Raw genomic sequence first — 21,349 nt, forward strand, 5'->3', positions numbered from 1 at the left:
GCCGCTTCCCGGGCTCATGGCACATCGCCAGGGCCGGCGGTCCCGGCTAGGCTGGACTTCCAACGATACCAAGACGGGAAACACCCATGACCGACCAGGCCCAGCGCGCGCGGACGTTTCATTCCCTTCACGTCAAGGGCAACCCGATCGTTCTCTACAATGCCTGGGATCCGGGCTCGGCCAAGATCGTCGAGAAAGCAGGAGCCAAGGCCATCGCCACCGGAAGCTGGCCGGTTGCGGCCGCCTTCGGCTATGCCGATGGCGAGAAGATCCCGCTGGAACTGGCGCTCGACAACATCAGGCGCATCGTGCAGGCGGTCGATCTGCCGGTGACCATGGATCTCGAAGGCGGCTACGGCGTCGAACCGGAAGTCGTCGCCCGGACCGTGACACGCGCCTTGCAGGCCGGCGCTGTCGGCTTCAATTTCGAGGACCAGGTCGTCGGCGGCACCGGCCTGCACGACATCGCCGTCCAGGTGAAGCGGGTCGAAGCGGCCGCGGCCGCCGTCAAGGCCTCGGGTATCCCGGCCTTCCTCAATGCCCGTACCGATATCTTCCTCAAGGCCAAGCCCGATGCGCATGACAAGACGCTGCTCGACCTGGCGATCGAGCGGGCGCATGCCTATGAAAAGGCCGGAGCGAGCGGTTTCTTTGCGCCGGGCCTTGGCGACGAGGGTCTCATCAAGGCGCTGTGCAAGGCATCAGTGCTGCCGGTCAACATCATCGCATTGGCGCATGTGCCGCCGCGCCAGCGGCTGGCCGAACTCGGCGTCGCCCGCGTCAGCCATGGTCCGGTGCCATACCGGCAAATGGCGGAATGGCTGGAAGCCAAGGCGCGGCTGGCGATCTCGGGCTAGGTCAGTCCTCCAGCGTACCCGACCTGGCATCGGCGCTCTTCCTGTCGCCGACCAGCTTCAGCAGATCCTCGCCGGCGCGGATGATGCGACGCGAGCGACGCGTCAGGATGATGCCGTCCTGCGGCGCGAACACTTCCGCGCGGCCATCGGTTTCGCCCGGCGCGTGGACGATGGTGGCGAGACGATCGCCCCTGATGACGCGGTCGCCGGGCTTCACGTCATAGAGCACAGCGCCGGCCCGTGGCGCCGGCATCATGTCGATATTTTCCAATGGCGCGACGACGCCCTTGAATGGGCCGGGCGCGGGCAGCGCGCTGTCGACGATCACACTGCGCGCCACCAGCAGCCGGTAGAGCCCTTGGGCGTCGGCTTGGGCCAGGGCGCCATCGACGTCGAGGATGCCGCGATATTCGACCGTGGCAGCGACGCGCCGGTCGAACTGCGCCACCTCGGCGGGAACGTTCTGGTAGGGCATGATCGAGGCGCCCTCGAAGGTGCCGTCAGTGTCCTCGCTCCACAGTACCACCGCATCGACGCCCATGGCGGCGGCGCAATCGGCCATGGCCGGCCACAGGCTGGTGTGGATGTAGAGATAGGCAAGGCCCTCGTCGTCGCAGTGCAGGTCGAGCACGATGTCGTGGCCGAGCGACAGCTGCACCAGGCGGGACTTCAGCCGCTGGTCGGCGCCGCCAAAGCTGGTGTCGGGCAAGAGCTTGGCGTCGGGCGCGGCAAGCAGCGGAAAGGCGCGGTTGAAATTGGTGCGGGTGCCCAGGTGAAAGCGGCCCTGATGCTCGCCGAAATGATATTGCGCGCGGCCGATCGGGTTGGCCCAGGGCACGATGGTGATGTCGCCCTTGATGCGGCCTTCGGCAGCGGCCTTGTTCAGCGCCGGCATCAGCGCGTCGATGGCGACGACGCCCGGCAGTTCGCCGGCATGGAGGGCGGCCTGCAGATAGGCCGAGGGCGCGGTCTTGTCGCTACCTGCGAAGCGGAACACCGGGAATTCGTAGGAAACGCCCTCGCTGTCGCCGGCGATGCGTTCGATCGATTTCTGCATGACTTCCTCCATTGGAGCGAGAAGACATGCCCATTTGAGATATCGCTGTCGATTGGTCCAGTCGGCCGCGCTATGGGCGCAAGATTTCCGTCCTCTTGGTGAATGGACGTCTATTCGGCTGCAGCCTGGAGCGGGACAGGCGCGCGCCTGTCCAGCGCCTGCGACAGCACCGCGACGGTTACCGCCAGCAAGGCAAGCACCGCGCCGACCAGCGGCAGGTGGGCGTAGGAGACACCCGCCGAAAGCGCCACGCCGCCAATCCAGGCGCCGCTGGCATTGCCGACATTGAAGGCGCCCTGGTTCAGCGTGGCGGCAAGGTTCGGTCCTTCGGAAGCGGCCTCGACGACGCGGATCTGCAGCGGCGGCACGACGACGAAGATGAGCAGTCCCCAAAGGAAGACGATGCCGATGGCGACGCTGGCAATCGCGCCGAACTGTGTGAAACCGACGAACAGCACCGCCATCAACAGCAGCGTGCCGATGACGGTCGGCATCAGCTTCCAGTCCGCCAGCCGCCCACCAATGATGTTGCCGATCGTCATGCCGACGCCGAACAGCAGGAGCACCCAGGTGACCGCAGAGGTCGACAGGCCGGACACGTCGGTGAGGTAGGGTTTTATGTAGGTGAAAACGGCAAACAGGCTGGCCGAGGCCAGAGAGGCGATCAGCATCGCCAGCCAGACCTGCAGCCTGCCCAGCACCCGCAACTCGCCGCGCAGGCCGCCGCCGCTCGGCTCCGTGACATCCGACGGCACCAGCCAGGCGATGGCAGCGACCGAGATCAGGCCGATGCCGACCACGGCGATGAATGTGGAGCGCCAGCCGAAAGCTTCGCCAAGCGCCGTGCCGGCGGGAACGCCCAGAATGTTGGAAAGCGTCAGGCCGGCAAACATCAGCGCCATGGCGCTGGCGCGTTTGTTGCGCGGCACCAGGCTTGCGGCAACGACCGAGCCGATGCCGAAGAAAGCGCCGTGGCCAAAAGCGGTGAAGACACGCGCCGCCATCAGCGTCCAATAGTCAGGCGCGATGGCGCAGAACAGATTGCCGACGACGAACGACGCCGCCAGCCCCACCAGCACCGGCTTGCGCGGCAGGTGCGCGGTGGCCATGGCGACGATCGGCGCGCCGAAGACGACGCCGAGCGCATAGCCTGTGACCAGCAGGCCGGCCGAAGGGATCGACACGCGAAGGTCGGCGGCGACCTCCGGCAGCAGGCCCATGATGACGAATTCGGTGGTGCCGATGCAGAAGGACGCAATGGCAAGCGCAAGGATCGGCAGAGGCATGGGGTGTCCAGACTGAATCGGTTCAATTCTCAGACTGCGCGAGCATCCCTACCGGGCGCAATGTCTATCGCTGCAATGCAGCAATGCAGAAAGCGAGGGGCAGATCGGCAAACGGGGCGCCGAGGCGTCCCGTTTGTCGATCATCCGCGGAGGAACGTCCGGATCATGGCGCCTTCGGCAAGGCATAGGCGATGATATAGTCGCCACGGTCGGGCGATTGGCGCGCCCCGCCCGCTGAGACGATGACGAACTGGCGGCCGCTTTCGGGCGAGGCGTAGGTCATCGGCGTTGCCTGCGCGCCGACCGGCAGGCGGCCTTTCCAAAGCTCCTCGCCGGTGGCGACGTCGATGGCGCGCAGATAATAGTCCTGCGTGCCGGCATAGAAGACAAGGCCGCCCGCCGTGGTCACCGGGCCGCCGAGCGACGGCATGCCGATCGGGATTTGCAGGCCGGTCTTCGTGCCGAGCGGGCCGGTGTCCTGCAGCGTGCCGGCCGGTATCTGCCAGACGAGTTTTCGCGTATTCAGGTCGATGGCGCTGATCGTGCCGTAGGGCGGCTGGTGGCAAGGCACGCCGAGCGGCGACATGAAACCGTTCTTCAGCGCGCCATAGGGCGTGCCTAGCTGCGTGCCCAGACCATCATGCGCGGCCGAGGGACCGTAATTGTCAGCCACGGCGCGCGGCAGCAATTCGACGAATTGCGGCATGCGGATATCGTTGACGATCAGAATGCCATTGGCCTCGTCGATCGACGCGCCGCCCCAGTTCATGCCGCCATAATAGCCGGGAAACTGCAGCGAGCGCGTCAGGCCCGGCGGCGTGAACTCGCCCTCGTAGCGCAGCCTCTTGAAACCGATGCGGCAGTAGAGCTGGTCGAACGGCGTGGCGCCCCACATGCTGGCCTCGGTGAATGGCTGATCGCCGATCGAAGGCATGCCGACCGAATAGGGCTGGGTCGGCGAAAGGAAGTCCTCCTTGGCGCCGCCATGCTGCGGCACCGGCTTTTCCTGGACCTCGGCGATCGGCTTGCCGTCGCGGCGGTCGAGCATGAAGATCTGGCCGCGCTTGGTCACCTGGATCAGCGCCGGCACCTTGCCGCCCTTGCCGTCGGGCACGTCATAGAGCGCCGGCTGCGAGGGAAGGTCGTAGTCCCACAGATCGTGATGCACGGTCTGGAATTTCCAGCGTTCGCGGCCGGTGGCGATGTCGAGCGCGACGACCGAAGCGGTGTAGTCCTCCGCCGCCTTGCTGCGTTCGGCGCCGAAAAAGTCGGGCGTGGCGTTGCCGGTCGGCAAATAGACGAGGCCAAGCGCATCGTCATAGCTCGGCGTCGACCAGACATTGGGCGTGCCGCGCGTGTAGCTCTGGCCTTCCGGCGGCAGTTTGGTGATGGCGGGGTTGCCGAGGTCCCAGGCCCAGACCAACTCGCCTGTCCTGGCGTTGAAGGCACGGATGGCGCCGGATGGCTCACCGGTCTCGACATTGTCCCAGACCCAGCCGCCGACCATGATCAGGTCGCGCATGACGGTCGGAGCCGAGGTCTGGAAATAGAAACCGGCCTTGACCTCGCCCATGCCTTGCTTGAGGTCGACGGTGCCGCCCTGGCCGAAATCCGCGCAGGGCTGGCCGGTCCTGGCATCGATCTCGATCAGCCGCGCGTCGATGGTGGTCATGACAATGCGCCCGGCACAGGCGGCTGGGGAGCCGCTGGCGGCCGCATCAGCCGCGGGCTGGTAGTAGCTCACGCCGCGGCAGCGCTGCCACAGCGGCGCCGAGGCCTTCGGGTCAAATTTCCAGCGCGGCTCGCCGGTCTCGGCGTTGAGTGCATTGACGATATTTGTCGAAGAGCAGGTGTAGACGGTGTCGCCGATTTGCAGCGGCGTGTTCTGGTCCTCGGCGCCCTTGGCCGGGACATCGCCGGTGCGGAAGGTCCAGGCGACCTTGAGGTCTTTCACATTGTTCTTGTTGATCTGGCCGATCGGCGCGTAGCGGGTGCCGGCGGCCGTGCGGCCGTAATGACGCCAGTCGGTGCTGGAGGCGGTCGCGACGGCAGGCGCCGGCGCTTGACTGGCGGCGACCGTGTCGCGGATGACGCCATGCGGCTGGAAGGCATAGGCGGCGGTGGCGACCAGGCCGAACATGAGGATGCCGGCAAGGGTGAAGGGACCACGCTTGCCACCGCTGGACGACGGGAACAGCGGCGCCAGGAGGAGAGCGATCACCGCAAGCACCGCCGGCGCGACCAGTCGCGGCACCAGCGGCCAGAAGTTCAATCCGGCCTCCCACAACGCCCAGGCAATGGTGGCGAGGAAAATGAGGATGTAGAGCCAGAAGCCGGCGCGGCGGCGCAAGGCAAAGAGGAACCCTGAGATGATGATGCCGGCACCGGCCAGCGCGTAATACCAGGAGCCGCCAAGGCCGATGAGCTGGACGCCGCCATAGAGCAGCGGCAGGCCGATGATCATCAGCACCAGGCCGAAAAGGACAAGCAGCCAGATGCCGCCGGAGCTGTTGGAATCTTGGTTTGACATGTCGGTCCTCACGCTTTTCCGGTCGCGATGCCTCGCGGTCGCGGCGGCCGAAAAGGGCCGTCAGGGCGACCTTTGGAGCTCGGTCGTCGGCTTCCGGTTTTTGGCGACGGGGGCTTCGCCAGGGAAAAGAATTTTATCGCAACCTAATAGATAGCATGTTATCTTTTTCACCATGCCCAAGCAAGACCTGGATCGAGCCAGATTTGGCCAACTCGTTATATCAGTCGCCAGGCTGTGGCGGCGCGCGGCCGACAAGGCGCTCGACGATTGCGGCCTGTCGCATGCCACCGCCATGCCATTGGTGATGCTGTCGCGGCTGGGCGACAATCAGCGCCAGGGCGTGCTCGCCGATCATCTCGGCTTCGAGGGGCCGTCGCTGGTGCGCATCGTCGATCTGCTGGTCGAAGAGGGGCTGGTGACGCGCACCGAGGATGCGGCCGACCGACGCGCCAAGATCCTGTCGCTCACCGATGCAGGGCGCAGCCGCGTGACCGAGATCGAGCGGCTGCTGGCAGTGCTGCGCGCCGACCTGCTCAGCGATGTCGGCGACGCTGAACTGAGCGGCGCCATGCTTCTGCTCGGCCGGCTGGAGGCGAAGCTGAGCGGGCCGGAGGTCGTCGAATAGATCTCAGACCAGCGGCTTCAGCTCCTGGGCAATCGTGGGAAGCAGTTCCGAGACAGTGGGGTGGATGTGCGTCGCGCGCGCCAGCGTGTCGACCGGCGCCTTGGCATACATTAGGTCGAGGACGCAATGCACTGCCTCGTCGCCGCCGGGACCGAGCACGCAACAGCCGAGGATCTGCCGCGTGTCGGCATCGACGAGGATCTTCATGAAGCCTTGCGTCTCGCCTTTTTCAACGGCGCGGCCGACGCGGGTCATCGGCCGCTGGCCGACCAGCGCGCGGCGTCCGGATTTCTTCACCGCCGCCTCGGTCATGCCGCAGCGGCCGAGCGGCGGGTCGATGTAAAGCGCATAGGCCTCGATGCGGTCGCTGACTTTGCGCGGGTCGTTGTCGAGCAGATTGGCGGCGACGATTTCGTAGTCATTGTAGGAAGTGTGGGTGAAAGCGCCCTTGCCGTTGCAGTCGCCCATCGCCCAGATGCCTGGGACGCTGGTGCGCAACTGGTCGTCCACGATAACGACTCCACGCTTGTCGACGGCGACCCCGGCTCGGTCGAGGCCGAGATCGTCGGTGTTGAGCGATCGGCCAAGCGCCAGCAGCACATGCGAACCGACGGCCGGCGGCTTGCCGGTCGAGAAGGTCACGGCGATATCGTCGCCCTGTTTGGCGAAGCCGATGTCGTCGGCGCCGACATGGACCGTGATGCCTTCGTTTTCGAGGATGGACAGGATGGTGGCCGAAACGTCCTCGTCCTCGCGGCCGGTCAGGCGCGCGCTCTTCTCGATGACGGTGACGTCGCTGCCGAAACGGCGGAACATCTGCGCGAATTCGAGCGAGACGTAGCTGCCGCCGACGACGATCAGATGGCGCGGCAGGACATCGAGATCCATCATCGAGGAATTGGTCAGATAGTCGATGTCGTGGATGCCGGGCAAATCAGGCACGGAAGCGCGCCCGCCGGTGTTGAGGAAGATCTTTCCGGCGGTCAGAAGGTCGTCGCCGACGCGCACCCTATTGGCGGATTCGAAGCGCGCATGGCCGCGATAGAGCGTGCATTTGTCCATGCCGGCGATCCACGTTTCCAGCCCGGTGCGGGAGGCGCCCGAAACCTTGTCCTTGCGCGCCTTGATCTTGGCATAGTCGACGCCGACAGGGCCACTGAGCGTCACGCCGTAGTCGGCGGCGCGCCGCGCCAGATGCGCGGCGTAGGCGCTCGCCACCATCGTCTTGGTCGGGATGCAACCGGTGTTGACGCAGGTGCCGCCGACCAGCTTGCGCTCGATCAGCGCCACGCTCATGCCGGCTGCGTTCAGCCTGCCGGCGAGCGGTGTGCCGGCCTGGCCGGCGCCGATGATGATGGCGTCGAAAGTTCTTGCCGTCATGCCACCGCCGCCACGATCAGCAGGCCGCCGATGATCGCCACCGCGTCCTCGATGAAGGCGGCGGGCTGATCCTTGCCGAAGGCGGCTGCCAGTCGGCCGCGCGCTTCGGCGCCGCCCAGCGTGCCGATGACCGCGCCGATGGCGCCGGCGATCAGGCCGCCTATGGTGGCGCCGCCTGTCGCGCCGATCACCGCGCCGGTGAAGGCGCCCATGATGATGCGGGCGCCGAACTGTTGCGGCACTTTACGGCTTGGCGTCGACGGCAACTGGTCGGTGACCAGCTCGACGATTGCGAGGATGGTGAAGATGCCGACAGCGGCCCAATGGCTCATGAAGCTTGCCCAGGTGCCGGCAATCGGCAGCCAGCCGAGATAGGCGCCCCAGGCGACCGCGGCGGGCGCGGTCATGGCGCGCAGGCCGGCGATGACGCCGATCAGAAGTGCAAGAAGATAGAGCATGTTGATCCCCTCGATCACCAGGCCAGGGCGGCCTCGAGACGGCAGGCTACCATAGGTCGGATATTTGGCCAGTACTTGGATTGGCGCTTTTCTGCTGGCCGCGACTGTGCTTTGGAAGGACGTCAATCGGGGACCCGCCATGGCTGGAAGCGAGCGCACGAAGATGGCGGCCGGCGAATGGTACACTTGCCTCGATGACGAACTGGAGGCGCTGCGTGCCCTCGCGCGCGACGCGGTGTTCGAGCACAATTGCCTGCCGCCAAGGCAGCGCGGCAATCTCGGGCCGGGCCTGAAGGCATTGCTCGGCGGCGTGGGCGAGGGCGCCCGCATCGAGGCGCCGTTCCACTGCGCCTATGGCTTCAACATCGTTCTCGGCGATGGCGTCTTCCTCAACGCCGGCTGCACCATTCTCGACACGGCAGCCGTGCGCATCGGCAAGGGAACGCTGCTCGGGCCCAATGTGCAGATTTATTGCGCCGAGCACCACAAGGAAGGTGTTGGGCGACAGGCGGGGCTGGAGATCGCCAGGCCGGTCGAGATCGGCGCCCATGCCTGGATCGGCGGCGGCGCGGTCATCCTTGGCGGTGTCAGCATCGGCGAGGGCGCCATCGTCGGCGCCGGCGCGGTGGTGACGCGCGGCGTTCCCGCCAACACCATCGTGGTCGGCAATCCGGCGCGGGCCCCCGGATAGGTCACGCTGGGTTTCTCGTAGTCTTTATTTTCTGTGCACTCTACGGGAAAATAATGGCTTGGAATGCCAAGCTGCGATCTGTAGAAGTAAGATATTGAATTGATGAAGTTATAGGATTGAAAAGTCGATAAATAATATTACAGTGAGCGCGCTCGAAAGCAACTAGCATCAGGGGGAAGCTCGTTGAATTCGTTACCCTTAAACGAACACTCCGGCGAGGAAGAGATCGATCGAGCAGAAACTCTTAGGAGGCAAGCTAATGACATAGGCGCAGCACGCAGCGCCTTGGATAGTGCGGCCAGCATGGCGCGCGGGCTGTGGATCAGCTTCATTTCGCTCAGTGCTTATCTGGCGATCGCTATCGGTTCGGTTACCCATCGGATGCTTTTTCTTGAAGAGCCGTTGCAACTGCCGATCATCAACATCAAGCTCCCGCTGGTTGCTTTTTTCTGGATAGCTCCGATCCTCTTTCTTGTTTTACATGCCTATTTGTTGCTGCATCTGAAATTCGCTGGTGACAACATACGCGAGTGGGAAAGATTGACGAAGCTTGGGCTGCGAGGGCTTCCCGACGTCGACGAAGGACAAGCGATCGAAGACAGCCTACGGATGCAGTTGCCCAATTTTCTCTTGGTGCAGATGCTTGTTCCACCCAAAGCAAATCGTGCCGGCATCATATATTTGGCACTGACTGCAACCGTTTTGATCACAGTCATTGTCGGCCCGGTCCTGCTGCTTTCGCTGATTCAGCTGCAGTTCCTCCCCTATCACAATTGGGCGGTAACATGGGTCCATCGGCTGTTGATCGTCGCTGATCTCGGTTTGATCGGATTATTGTGGCCACTTGTGCTTGGCCGTCCGATCAGGTCTTGGCGCACCCCATTCCAATTGGCGACATACGTTTGCGCCATCGCGATGCTCTGGATTTCTATCATCATCGCAACCTTCCCCGGTGAACGCATGTATCAGTCGAGCGGTCTCGGCATCCAAATGCTCAGGAGCTATCTGTTTGAGGGAAGCACCAACGAAGTAGATGGACGATCCAACAGCTGGTTTTCTAACCGGCTTGTATTGACTGGTCAGCATTTTGTGGACCTCGGCGACGATGCGCTGAAGAACACCGAGACAACACAGTCGTTTCGTGGTCGGCATCTGGAACAAGCCGTGCTCATTCGCGCGGATCTGCGCAAGGCCGATTTTACGGACGCATTCATGGATGAAGCAATCCTCGACCGAGCAAAACTTGGAGGTGCCAGGTTTGGGTGCGGCCGGACCGGAAAAAGCGACGATCAGGACATCTCAGATTGCACCAAATTACGAGGTGCTTCATTTGAACTGGCCGAGCTTCAGGGGGTGATTTTCCAACGCGCGCGGTTACAGGGCGCTAAATTTCAATCTGCCGATCTTCAGGGGGCATCACTGAGTGGCGCAGCGCTCCAGGGAGCATCGCTTGAAGGCGCCAACCTTCGGGGAGCATTGCTCGACCACGCTTGGCTCCAAGGGGCGTCACTGTATGAGTCCAAGCTTGAAGGGGCGATTTTAGGCATGGCGCACCTTGAAGCTGCCAATCTTGATTGGGCTCAGCTTAGAGGTGCGATGCTCTTCGGTGCTGAACTTCAAGGGGCATCATTTCTGCATACCGATTTTACTGGGGCGAAACTAGATAATGCATTGGTCTGGCGGATAAGAGCCCCTATGCCAGAGAACTTCGAGTTCGTTACCAGTTCTCAGATTTCATGGCAGACAAAATTTAGATTACCAAACGGAGAGATAGCAAAGTCTGACTCCGAAGCATATGCTCGGGTGGTGGCGCAAGCGATGGACAGTGTCACAATCGAAGAAACCCGGGGAGCAATCGTAGCTAGTCTCGCGGTGCTCGATCCCGATCAACCTGATCCGAAAGATTCGCTGGGCAAAGATGCCAAAAGGTTCTGGGATAATTTTCAAGCCGCTCATAACCCCCCAAATGATGCCAGCTATCTCACAAATCGTGCCAACTATCTTGCAGACCTCGCCTGCCAAAACGACGCACCCTTAACAAGAGGCTTGCTTCGGGATCACTTTGAACCTTCCTCTAAGGGTTCGATTACGAGTATGTACAGTCAGCGCCATGGCATTGCTGTCCACATCCTCGATGGACTTGAGATGGGAACATGCCCTGGCGCCATAGGTGTCGGCGACGACGCCCTAGCGCGATTGCACGATTGGGCACCGGACTGGAAGCCAAACGGCGACGGCTCTGCTTCCTTTCGGCGGTTGGCGGCTTCCTTTAGAGCGGTTCTCGATCCTGCTCTGTTCGTGGCGGAAGAAATTTTCCAGTAAGCTTCTATCATTGGCATCGCCGCGACCAAGTCAGTATGAAGCCTCTCAGTTTGGAAGATTGATCCCCTCAACCAACGCGTTCACGTAATGCTCGTCCCGCCTGGAGAATTCGCGCCGATACTGCGCCGGTGATGTCCTCAGCCTTGCGGCGAAATGCTGGCGCAGCGAGGTGGCGCTGCCGAAGCCGGCCTCGAAGGCCACGATGTCCATCGATTTTTCCGTCGCTTCCAGCAGGCGCTGCGCCAGTTCGATGCGCTGGCTGGTCAGCCAGTCGCCAAAACTGGTGCCGATCGATTTCTGGAAGCGGCGGGTGAAGGTACGCCGCGTCAAGCCAGCGGCCTCGGCGACGCTGTCGAGGCTATGTGTCTCGCCGAGTGTCGCGCGCACCGCGTCAAGCGCCTGGGCGAAGCGATCGGCCTTCGCGCTCTTTGCCACGGGGCGTTCGATGAACTGCGCCTGCCCGCCCTGCCTGTGCGGTGAGAGCACGACGTGCCGGGCGAGCCGCAGTGCCGCTTCCGCGCCATAGCGGGCGCGCACGATATGCAGACAGCAATCCAGCCCGGCAGCGACACCGGCGGAGGTGACGATGTCGCCATCATCGACATAGAGCACGTCGGCATCGACCGAGATGTCGGGGTGCAGGGCGCGCAGTTGGTCTGTATAGGCCCAGTGCGTGGTCGCCTTCCGGCCTGAAAGCAGGCCGGCGGCGGCAATGGCAAAGGTGCCGAGGCACAGGCCGACGATCAGCGCGCCGCGCCGGTGCGCGCGATCGAGCGCTTCGTTAAGCGGACTGGCCAACGGGGCTTCGAGATCCTTCCAGCTCGGGATGATGATGATGTCGGCATCGTCGAGCGCGGACAGACCGTGCGGGACAAGGATGCTCAGCCCGGCATCGGTCCGGATCATGCCTTGCTCGACCCCGCAGACACGGAAGTCGAAGCGCGGCAGGCCGAGCCTCGTGCGGTCGGCGCCGAACACCAGGCAAGGCACCGAAAGGTGGAACGGGCTGATGCCGTCGAAGGCGAGGGCGGCAATGATCGGGGCGGTCATGGGCGTTTCCGGTTCGGAGGTTGGATTTGTCCCAATTCTTTCGAATGATGTCAATCGGGCCACTTTCGATCGCTCCTGAAGCCGCCTATTTTCGGCCCATCGCATTCAAGCGGGAAGGAAAACACCATGTCTGCCCCAGCCAACACAACGCCGCGCCGCGCGCTCATCGTCGTCGACGTCCAGAACGACTATGATGGCGGCAATCTGGCCATCCAGCATCCGCCATTCCGCGACAGCGTCGTCAATGTGGCACGTGCCATGGATGCGGCTGCCGCCGCCGGCATCAAGGTCGTGGTCGTCAAGCAGATGGCGGCGGAGAGCTCGCCGATCTTCGCCAAGGGTAGCCATGGCGGCGAACTGCATCCCGAAATCGCAAGGCGCGGCCGCGACCATTATGTCGAGAAGATGCTGCCCTCGGCCTTCACCGGCACCGACCTCGAGGCGTGGCTGCGCGCCAATGCCATCGATACGCTCACGGTGGTCGGCTACATGACGCATAATTGCGACCTGTCGACCATCATCCATGCGGTGCACATGGGCTTCGCCGTCGAGTTCCTGTCGGACGCCACCGGCTCGGTGCCCTATGCCAACAGCGCCGGCTATGCCTCGGCCGAGGAAATCCACCGCGTCGTCACGATCATCCTGCAGTCACGTTTCGCGGCCGTACTGAAGACCGCCGAATGGGTCGACTGCCTGAAGACCGGCGCCTTGCCGGAACGCGACACGATCTACGCCTCCAACCAGCGGGCGCTGGCGCGCAACGCGGCGTAGGAATATCCGCAAACGAAAAGGGCGCCGCATCGCTGCGGCGCCCTTTGGTATTTTGGGATTTGAAGATTCTAGAACAGGCCTTCGATCTGGCCGGCCTCGTTGAGGAAGATCTTTTCCGAGGACGGCGCCTTGGGCAGGCCGGGCATGGTCATGACCTCGCCGCAGATGATGACGACGAAGCCTGCGCCCGCCGAAAGCCTGACCTCGCGCACCGGCACGGTGTGGCCGGTCGGCGCGCCGCGCAGGTTCGGGTCCGTCGAGAAGGAGTACTGGGTCTTGGCCATGCAGACCGGGAGGTTGCCGTAGCCGGCCTGCTCCCAGGCGTGCAACTGGTCGCGCACCGACTTGTCGGCGATCGCTTCCGAGCCGCGATAGATACGCTGGACGATGGTGTTGATCTTCTCGAACAGCGGCATGGCGTCGGGATAGAGCGGCGCGAACTGCGAGGCGCCGGATTCGGCCAGCGCCACCACCTTGTTGGCGAGGTCCTCGATGCCGGCCGAGCCCTTGGCCCAGTGCTTGCACAGGATCGCTTCTTCACCCATCGAGGCGACATAGTCCTTCATCGCCTGGATTTCGGCGTCGGTGTCGGAATAGAAGTGGTTGATGGCAACCACCGCCGGCACGCCGAACTGCCTGATGTTCTCGATGTGGCGGCCGAGATTGGCGCAGCCCTTCTTCACCGCCTCGATGTTTTCCTTGCCGAGGTCTTCCTTCTTGACGCCGCCATTCATCTTCATGGCGCGCACGGTGGCGACGATGACGGCCGCCGCCGGCTTGAGACCCGCCTTGCGGCACTTGATGTCGAAGAATTTCTCGGCACCGAGGTCGGCGCCGAAACCGGCTTCGGTGACGACATAGTCGGCGAGCTTCAGAGCCGTGGTGGTGGCGACGACCGAGTTGCAGCCATGGGCGATGTTGGCGAACGGGCCGCCATGGACGAAGGCCGGGTTGTTCTCCAGTGTCTGCACCAGATTGGGCTGCATGGCGTCCTTGAGCAGCACGGCCATGGCGCCGTCGGCCTTGAGGTCGCGGGCATAGACCGGCGACTTGTCACGGCGATAGGCGACGATGATGTCGCCGAGGCGCTTCTCGAGGTCCTTGAGGTCGGTCGACAGGCACAGGATGGCCATGACTTCCGAGGCGACGGTGATGTCGAAGCCGCCCTCGCGCGGAAAGCCGTTGGCGACGCCGCCGAGCGAACAGATCATCTCGCGCAGCGCGCGGTCGTTCATGTCCATCACGCGGCGCCACACCACGCGGCGGGTGTCGATGCCGAGCTCATTGCCCCAGTAGATGTGGTTGTCGATCAGCGCCGAAAGCAGATTGTGGGCGGTGGTGATGGCATGGAAGTCGCCGGTGAAATGGAGGTTCATGTCCTCCATCGGCACGACCTGCGCGTAGCCGCCGCCGGCGGCACCGCCCTTGACGCCGAAATTCGGGCCGAGCGAGGCTTCGCGGATGCAGACGATCGCCTTCTTGCCGATGCGGTTGAGGCCATCGCCGAGGCCGACCGTGGTGGTGGTCTTGCCTTCGCCGGCCGGGGTCGGGTTGATGGCGGTGACCAGGATCAGCTTGCCGTCCTTGTTGCCCTTCACCGATTTGATGAATTCGGCCGAGATCTTGGCCTTGTCGTGGCCATAGGGCAGCAGATGTTCGGTCGGGATGCCGATCTTCTGGCCGATCTCCTGAATCTGCTTTTTCTTGGCGGCGCGCGCGATCTCGATGTCGGACTTCACTTCGGCCATGACGGCTTTCCTCTGGATTGAACGGTGGAGGGGACGGGGTTGATCTCTATCGCAAGCAGGTTGGAACCGGGCGCGCGGGCATGTTCTAACCCTGTCGCTGCCGTGGCGTCAACTTCCATGCAACAATGTTTCCTATAGAGAAAATTCCTCTGCGGCCGGCCGACCTGCCCTCGGTTCTTTCTGGCTCCGCTTGCCGCGCCGTATAGAAGCCAGAGCAGCGGCGTTTTCGCCGTCTCAAAACAGCCGCACAATGCACGGAATGCGACAGAGGCGACGGCGCAAATCCGCCATCGCGGGTGGTCGTGACTGAACAGGCTTTACTGCGTCAGCACGTTGCTGATTTCGACCATGTTGGAGCGCACGCGCAGGATGTAGAAGCCCATGGTCGTCAGATGCGTCGGCAGCAGCCAGCCATCCTCGCGGCCATTGGCGATGATGAAGGGCTGGATACGCAGGGCCGAGACGAATTGCGCGTCCATCGTGTCCCACAGGCTCTGCAGGTGCTTTTCCTTGATGACGTTCTCGAAGTCGGCCTGCGCGCCCTTCATCAGGCCGTAATAGGCATAGAGCTGGCCATAGGCGAACCAGTAGCGGTCGTCGGCGCGGGTGTCGAACCAGCCATTGTTGTGGTTCTCGGCGCGTTCCTTGAGGATGGCGGAAGTCGAGCCGATGTCCGATGCGATGCGGTCGATATACTGCTTCAGATTGTCGGCGCGGGCATCGAAAGTGGCCTGGCAGGTGGCGAGGCGGGCATTGAACGAGCGCAGCTTGCGCACCGCGTCGCGATAATAGCTCGGGGTCGGTGTCTTCGGGCCGAACGGGCTGACGCCGAAATACCAGGTGTATTCGTCGAACTGCAGATTGCCGCGCGCATCCTGCAGATCTGCATCGATCTGCGAAGTCGTGCGCACGCGGCCGAGATTGTCGGCGAGTTCGGTCGCCGTGCGCCGCACCGCCTGGTTGATGCCGCGCTGGAAGGACGCCTTGTTGTCCATCCACGGCGTGTTGTCCCAGTCGATGCCGAACAGGCCGAGCTTGTAGAGGATCATCGACGAGATCCAGGCATTCTGGTTGACGTTGAAGTCGGTCAGGTCCGCCGCGATCTGGGCAATGCCGGAGTTGCCGCAGGTCTTTGCCGTGTCGGTGCCGGTGCCGGCGGCCAGCTGCTCGCCGGCGGAAACATTGCGCTTCTCGAACGTGTAGGTGTCTGGATAGTTCGGGTTGAAATTGTTCCACCACTGGGTGGCATAGAAGAAGTTGGCGTAGAGGCCGATCAGCACCAACAGGGCCAGGCCGAGCACGGCCTTGAGGATCCAGCCGCGCTGCGTGTACCAGCGGCCAGCCCATAGGAACGGCCACATGATGGCACCGATCAGAAGGCCGATGCCGCGGCCGATCCACTGGAAAATCCTGACGAAGAAGTTCACGATCGGATCGAGCATGGCTGTGTCACCCCCCTCAAAGCATGATGCCAAAAAGTTGCAGGCTTTTTGGATAACATCATGTGCTAAAACAATAAGTTAGAACAAAATGACAGCTCGTTTCGTTCTAGTCGGTCAGGCCGTAGAGGCGTGTGCGAAACGCCACCTTGTCCTTCAAATATGTGGTTTTCAGAACGTCCACAACATGCGATCTCCAGGCGTCGCTGAAGCCGTCATAGTCCTTGTAGAAGCCCTGCTTGTTGAAGATGTAGCGCGAGACGAAGTCGGTCGGCACGAAATCCGAGATCAGCCGATTGGTCAGCCAGGCGTCGGGATGGTCCGGCTTGGCGCGCACCACCAGGAAGCGCTGCTGCGGGAACACATCCTCGATCTTGAGATGGCCAAGCTGGGCGATTTCGCGCTTGGCGGCGTTGAGGAAAGGAAAATTGCCGTCCTTGGTGATCAGGTCGGCATGGCTCTGGATCCAAGTCTGCAGCCAGACCTTGTCGACATCGGTCAGGTTGCGGTTCGGCTCGGCGTCGCGGATCAGCGCGCGCACCACCATCTCGGCGCGGTGCTCGAGATAGCCGGACGCCTCTATCCAGGAGGCGCGCGGCAGCTCGATGCGGCCGGTGCTGGCCAGGAACTTGAAAACCTTGTCGGCGTCGTTGATCGAGAGATAACTTACCTGCCACGGCCGCGAGCGGCGAAAGCCCGGAGCCGCCGGATCGCTGATCACCGTCGTCATGTCGGGATCGACGAACACGTAGAGCCCGCCGAAATGGCTGGTCCAGTAGGCATTGTGACGGAAGATCACCTGGTCCGGGACAAGCGCGTTCTCGCGGATGTCGCCGCAGATTTTCGCCAGCTCCACCATACGGGTCAGCATGGCGTTGTCGCGCCAGGCGTCGGGCTCCTGCTTCAGCCGGTCGACAAGCTTGCCGAGTTCAGCGGCCTTGCCCAGCACGTCCTCGGCCGACAACACCTTGAACTCGACCTGGTTGATCGACAGCAGATCCTCGATGTCGTTGACCTTGGGAACCGAATCCTCGATCTCGCCGTAGATGACGTCCTTGATGGTCAGCGCGTCAATGGCGCGCTGGTTCTTGGACATGAACTCGAACATCAGCTGCGAGGTGTTGGAGAAGGCCGTGTGCACCACCGGCAGGTCGATCTGCGACGGCGTCAGGATGATGAAGCGGCGATTGACCTCGTTGGGGTCGAGATAGTCAGGGTCGCCGCACTCGTCGGCGATCTCGGGCGAGAAGCCGGTGCGGTCGATCTGGAAGCTCTTCAGCTTGGTCGGAGGCAGGCCGAACGCGGCCAGCGCCTTGTTGTAGCGCTGGATGAGATGCGGCTCGTCGACGGTGAGCAGACGGCCATAGATGAGTTCGTTGTCGCGCAAGAGGTCGGGTTTTTTGGCGCTCATCTCGAAGAGTCCGAGAGGTTTTGCCTGACAAGATGAAGCGCCAAGGCTGACGTCCCCCTCTCCCCGTTCTTCACGGGGAGAGGGTAAGGGTGAGGGGCGGCGCCGACAATCAAGGATATGTCTCCCCATAGCTTTTTGCAGCGATGAATCGAAGCTCACTCGTCTCGATATGACGATCGAGGCGCTGTTCGATAGCCGCCAATATCGTCTCGAGCACCACGTCCCGCTCCTTTAATACGTCGACGTTCCAAAAGCGGAGTACAGACCAATCATTTGAAACCATGAAGCGATCTCTCGTCTGGTCGTACTTGCTGCCGACATGCTGACTGCCGTCGACCTCGACAACCAACTGGCAGTCCCTGCAAGCAAAATCAGCAAAGTAGTTGCCTATCGGAAACTGTCTCACAAATTTGTGGCCATTCAGTCGACGATCGCGCAACTCCATCCAAAGTGCGTTCTCCGCGTCATTGTCTGATTGACGTAGACGTCTTGCTCGTCCTGTCGTTTTGATTGCTGGTCCACGCATGCGCCGCCCCTCACCCTTACCCTCTCCCCGTGAAGGACGGGGAGAGGGGGGCGTCAGCGCTGGCTCCTTGTCCTTCGACGGCACCACGGATTGTCCATCGATGTGGCGACAGAACGCTATGCATTCCAAAGCCCCTTCTTCTTCATCTCCTCCATCTCGCGCGCTGCCCGTTCGCGCAGCCGCGCATCGCGCAGCAGCTTTTCCACGGCGGCGTCGTCGGACTTGTCTGAATAGCGGAACTCGGAATCGGCGTAGCGGTTGATCTCCTGCATGACCATGTCCAGAGAGAACGGACCGCGCAGTTCCTCGATCATGGCTTTCTTCTCGTCATAGCCCTTGTGCATGAAGACTTCCGGCTTCTCGAACCAGTCGTCGGGAAGCTCGATGTCCATGGCGCGCATCTTGATGGCGTCGGTGACGTTCTTGATGGCGCGGCCGGTGAAGCGCGGCTCGGCGTCCTTGATCAGGTGCAGGTAGGTGCCGATATCGGCCATGGTCTTGGGCGCGCCATTCTCCTTCATGTAGCGCTCGTAGACCTTCATCAGGCCGTCCTCCTGCGGCTTTTCGTGCTCCTCATAGGCCTCCTCGACAGCGCGCTGGATTTCCTGCGCGGCGTAAAGCTCGTGCTTGCCCAGAGGGATCTCGTGGTTCTTGCCGGCGAGCAGCACGAAGATGTCGATATAGTCGTCGCGGGTCTGCGGGCCGTCGACCAGCCAGCGGGCGCCGGCGCGCTGGCGCAGCGCGTCGTCGACATTTTCGGGATAGTTGGAAAACATGCCGAAAGAGCAGTTGCCGCGCACCACGGTTGAGGCGCCGGCAAAGGCATCCATCAGGACGCCGGTGATTTCCTGCTGGCCGGCCGAGGCGCGGTCGTCGGAGCGGCGCGCCGCCACCTGGTCGATATCGTCGATCGTGCCGAAGCCGATGACGCGCGGGTTCAAGACATTGTTGATGAACTGGCGGCAGTTCTGGCCCGACTTCCCCTGGTAGGACGAGATTTGGTCGACGCCGAAATTCTCGTAGGCGAAGGGGTAGCCGGCGACCTGGCAGTAGCCGTTGACGAGGCCGGCGATCATCTGGATCAGCGTCGTCTTGCCGGTGCCGGGCGCGCCGTCGCCGATGAAGGTGAACAGGAAGCCGCCGAGTTCGACGAACGGGTTTAGTTCGCGCTCGAAATCATAGGCCATCAGCATCTTGGCTAATTTGACCGACTGGTATTTGGCGATATGGTTGCCGACGACCTCTTCCGGCTTCTTGAAAGTCATCACCAGCGGTTTGGAGCGCTTGCCGGGGGCGACGTCGAAGCCGTCCAGGGTGAAGTCATCGACGTCGATGCGGATATGGGCGTTCTCGAACGGACCGATGCCGTCGAAGCGGCCTTTTCTGGCCAGCAGCCCGTCGATGGCGACGCGGGCGAAGGCGCGTGCCCGTGTCGCCAGGTCGGCATCGTCCTTCGAGCCCGCTATCGCCTTGTCGAGACCGGCGAGGATCGACTTCACCGCATCCTGCGGCGTGTCGAAAAGGAAGTCGGGTTCGGGGATGTCGTTGGGCGCCTCGCCGTCGCTGTCGATCAGCTGGAACAGATAGGATGCCAGGCTGAAAGCCGAGATATAGGCCGACGCCGAGAGAAGCCTTTTGAAGGCCGACGCCTCGTCGCCCTCGAGCGGGGCGCGGGTGTTCTTAGCCTGTAGGTTTTCGAGGTCGGAGCCTTCGGCGAAGACATCCGATATGGCGAGCGCGATCGCCGTGCCGCGCCGGGCGCGAAACAGAAGCGTGTGCTGCGGAATGGTGAGCAATTGGTCGTCGGGATGGACGGCGCCGACTGTCTTCGACAGCTCGACCTCGCGCGTACGGCGCACCGAGCCGACCGAGACGGTGGAGACGAAGCGGCGATTGGTGCCGGCCAGTGCCGTGCCGGATTCGCGTGAGGGATCCTCCAGCACGACGATGCGGGTGATGAAGCTCTGCGCTGTGGCGCGGTGCTTCTCGATCGCCGCTTCCGGGATGGTGGTCAGGCCGGTGTCCATGAAGTGTGCTCCGTGGTGTTACGGTCAGACGTCTGAAATGACCTGTCCGTTGGACAGGATGTGGACCTTGTAGCCGCCAAAGATCTTCTGTGCTTCGCCGGCGGCGTAGAGCGCCTGGTAGGCCTCGTGCGGGATCAGCGCGTGGTTCTCGTAGCTCGACACGCCCTGGCGCGCGGCTTCCAAATCGTCGGTGTTGATGAAGAATTCCTGCGTCGTCTTCTCGCTGGAAAACAGCCCCTTGCGGCCGGGCTTCTCGCCCTTGGAATAGACCTCCTGGATGGTCCAGGTCAGCAGCCAGGCGTTTTCCGGCTTGCGCACCTTGGCGAGGACTTCGGTCACCGTCGAATTGTTGTCGGTAATGCCCGCGGAATAGAAGGGGCCGAGCACGACGCGGCGCAGTTGCTTGGGGTGCAGCGGCTCGAAATCCTTGTCGAGATTGACCGCAATGGTCGCCGGCGAAAGCGTGTAGGCGGAGTTCTTCTCGGTGAAATCGTCGAAACGGTGGGCAAGCTCGGGATTGAGCAGGCCGTCGACCGGCAGCGGGATGTCGACCTTGTCGTTGAGCTTGCCGTTCCGGTCGACGAGCTGGCGGACCATGTTCTCGGAGGAATCCTCCACCGTCACCATGTAGACCAACGGCAGGTTGGCGCTGCCGTCGAAGGTCGCCCAATGGACGAGATAGTAGGGCAATGCCGTCTTCGGATTGACCGACACCTTGACCGTCTGCGCCAGCGTGAACGGCCCAAAAGCCTGCTCGCTCCTGACGTCCTCGAGATAGAGCCGCTCGGCCATCGACTTCTGCAGCGCCTCGGGGAACTCCTTGTGGCGCAGGATGAAGTCGGCCATCTCCTCGCGCAGCTCGTCGGCCAGCGGGATGTTGGCAAGGCGCGCATCGGCCTGCCGGCGGTCGTTTTCCAGTTCGAGCAGGTTCTGGAACACCGGAAAACCGCTTTCGGCGCGCGAAATGCGGAACGTGTCCATGAAGCCCAGCCGGTTGCGCCAGCAGCCGAAGGACTTGTCGAGCCGGGCGATGTATTCGGCAACGATCTTGGCGACGATGCCGTGCCGGTAAAGCGGCGAGCGGTCGTCGCGCATGAACACTTCAAGGCCGCTGAGCGCGGCCGTGATTGCCGAGAAATACCGCGCCGCCGCGTCGTTTTCGGGGGTCATT

General features: G+C 62.7%; 17 protein-coding genes. 5 read left to right on the forward strand and 12 right to left on the reverse strand.

Annotated elements, in window-relative coordinates:
- Positions 1 to 86: 86 nt before the first annotated feature.
- Positions 87 to 857 (forward strand): isocitrate lyase/phosphoenolpyruvate mutase family protein, encoded by a 771-nt coding sequence (locus tag FJ546_RS08660; RefSeq protein ID WP_140888957.1) that lies wholly within the window; start codon positions 87 to 89, stop codon positions 855 to 857.
- Between the two features lies 1 nt (position 858).
- Here FJ546_RS08660 and FJ546_RS08665 read toward each other — a convergent pair whose 3' ends face one another.
- From FJ546_RS08665 to FJ546_RS08675, 3 genes are all read right to left on the reverse strand, one after another.
- A complete protein-coding gene (locus FJ546_RS08665) occupies positions 859 to 1,914 on the reverse strand; it encodes a succinylglutamate desuccinylase/aspartoacylase family protein (protein WP_140888958.1) in 1,056 nt (351 codons plus the stop codon).
- Between the two features lie 110 nt (positions 1,915 to 2,024).
- Positions 2,025 to 3,200 carry an MFS transporter gene (locus tag FJ546_RS08670; protein ID WP_140888959.1) on the reverse strand — a complete coding sequence of 392 codons (1,176 nt, stop codon included), beginning with the start codon at positions 3,198 to 3,200 and terminating at the stop codon, positions 2,025 to 2,027.
- Between the two features lie 163 nt (positions 3,201 to 3,363).
- On the reverse strand, positions 3,364 to 5,730 hold the full coding sequence (locus FJ546_RS08675) for a membrane-bound PQQ-dependent dehydrogenase, glucose/quinate/shikimate family (RefSeq protein WP_140888960.1): 2,367 nt from the start codon (positions 5,728 to 5,730) through the stop codon (positions 3,364 to 3,366).
- A gap of 172 nt (positions 5,731 to 5,902) precedes the next feature.
- On the opposite strand from FJ546_RS08675, the gene FJ546_RS08680 reads away from it, so the two are divergent.
- The gene (locus FJ546_RS08680) at positions 5,903 to 6,355 is read left to right on the forward strand and encodes a MarR family transcriptional regulator (RefSeq protein ID WP_140888961.1); all 453 of its coding nucleotides are present in this window, start codon (positions 5,903 to 5,905) and stop codon (positions 6,353 to 6,355) included.
- A 3-nt stretch (positions 6,356 to 6,358) separates the two neighbouring features.
- Here the strand turns inward: FJ546_RS08680 and FJ546_RS08685 are convergent, their stop codons facing one another.
- A complete protein-coding gene (locus FJ546_RS08685) occupies positions 6,359 to 7,735 on the reverse strand; it encodes an FAD-containing oxidoreductase (RefSeq protein ID WP_140888962.1) in 1,377 nt (458 codons plus the stop codon).
- Positions 7,732 to 8,193 carry a DUF4126 domain-containing protein gene (locus FJ546_RS08690; protein ID WP_140888963.1) on the reverse strand — a complete coding sequence of 154 codons (462 nt, stop codon included), beginning with the start codon at positions 8,191 to 8,193 and terminating at the stop codon, positions 7,732 to 7,734. The genes FJ546_RS08685 and FJ546_RS08690 overlap by 4 nt, the downstream gene beginning before the upstream one ends.
- A gap of 139 nt (positions 8,194 to 8,332) precedes the next feature.
- Between FJ546_RS08690 and FJ546_RS08695 the strand changes: the two genes are divergently transcribed.
- Both FJ546_RS08695 and FJ546_RS08700 read left to right on the forward strand, forming a co-directional pair.
- A complete protein-coding gene (locus FJ546_RS08695; RefSeq protein ID WP_140888964.1) occupies positions 8,333 to 8,884 on the forward strand; it encodes a sugar O-acetyltransferase in 552 nt (183 codons plus the stop codon).
- 183 nt (positions 8,885 to 9,067) lie between these two features.
- Complete coding sequence (locus tag FJ546_RS08700; protein WP_140888965.1) at positions 9,068 to 11,206, forward strand: pentapeptide repeat-containing protein; 2,139 nt, start codon at positions 9,068 to 9,070, stop codon at positions 11,204 to 11,206.
- A gap of 45 nt (positions 11,207 to 11,251) precedes the next feature.
- Here the strand turns inward: FJ546_RS08700 and FJ546_RS08705 are convergent, their stop codons facing one another.
- On the reverse strand, positions 11,252 to 12,256 hold the full coding sequence (locus tag FJ546_RS08705) for a helix-turn-helix domain-containing protein (RefSeq protein WP_140888966.1): 1,005 nt from the start codon (positions 12,254 to 12,256) through the stop codon (positions 11,252 to 11,254).
- 126 nt (positions 12,257 to 12,382) lie between these two features.
- On the opposite strand from FJ546_RS08705, the gene FJ546_RS08710 reads away from it, so the two are divergent.
- Positions 12,383 to 13,027, forward strand: coding sequence for a cysteine hydrolase family protein (locus FJ546_RS08710; RefSeq protein WP_140888967.1), 645 nt, complete (start codon positions 12,383 to 12,385; stop codon positions 13,025 to 13,027).
- Positions 13,028 to 13,095: 68 nt separating this feature from the next.
- On the opposite strand, the gene FJ546_RS08715 is transcribed toward FJ546_RS08710, so the two are convergent.
- The 6 genes from FJ546_RS08715 to FJ546_RS08740 form a co-directional block, all read right to left on the reverse strand.
- Complete coding sequence (locus FJ546_RS08715; protein ID WP_140888968.1) at positions 13,096 to 14,775, reverse strand: formate--tetrahydrofolate ligase; 1,680 nt, start codon at positions 14,773 to 14,775, stop codon at positions 13,096 to 13,098.
- A 317-nt stretch (positions 14,776 to 15,092) separates the two neighbouring features.
- Entirely contained in the window at positions 15,093 to 16,217 is a 1,125-nt protein-coding gene (locus FJ546_RS08720; RefSeq protein ID WP_140888969.1) for a DUF2333 family protein, read from the reverse strand.
- 106 nt (positions 16,218 to 16,323) lie between these two features.
- Complete coding sequence (locus FJ546_RS08725; RefSeq protein WP_140888970.1) at positions 16,324 to 17,625, reverse strand: DUF6638 family protein; 1,302 nt, start codon at positions 17,623 to 17,625, stop codon at positions 16,324 to 16,326.
- A 109-nt stretch (positions 17,626 to 17,734) separates the two neighbouring features.
- The gene (locus FJ546_RS08730; protein WP_140888971.1) at positions 17,735 to 18,151 is read right to left on the reverse strand and encodes an endonuclease domain-containing protein; all 417 of its coding nucleotides are present in this window, start codon (positions 18,149 to 18,151) and stop codon (positions 17,735 to 17,737) included.
- A 116-nt stretch (positions 18,152 to 18,267) separates the two neighbouring features.
- Positions 18,268 to 20,178 (reverse strand): ATP-binding protein, encoded by a 1,911-nt coding sequence (locus tag FJ546_RS08735; protein WP_140888972.1) that lies wholly within the window; start codon positions 20,176 to 20,178, stop codon positions 18,268 to 18,270.
- Positions 20,179 to 20,202: 24 nt separating this feature from the next.
- A complete protein-coding gene (locus tag FJ546_RS08740) occupies positions 20,203 to 21,348 on the reverse strand; it encodes a hypothetical protein (protein WP_140888973.1) in 1,146 nt (381 codons plus the stop codon).
- Position 21,349 lies beyond the last annotated feature (1 nt).

The organism is Mesorhizobium sp. B2-4-19 (assembly GCF_006441315.1).
Taxonomy (GTDB): domain Bacteria; phylum Pseudomonadota; class Alphaproteobacteria; order Rhizobiales; family Rhizobiaceae; genus Mesorhizobium.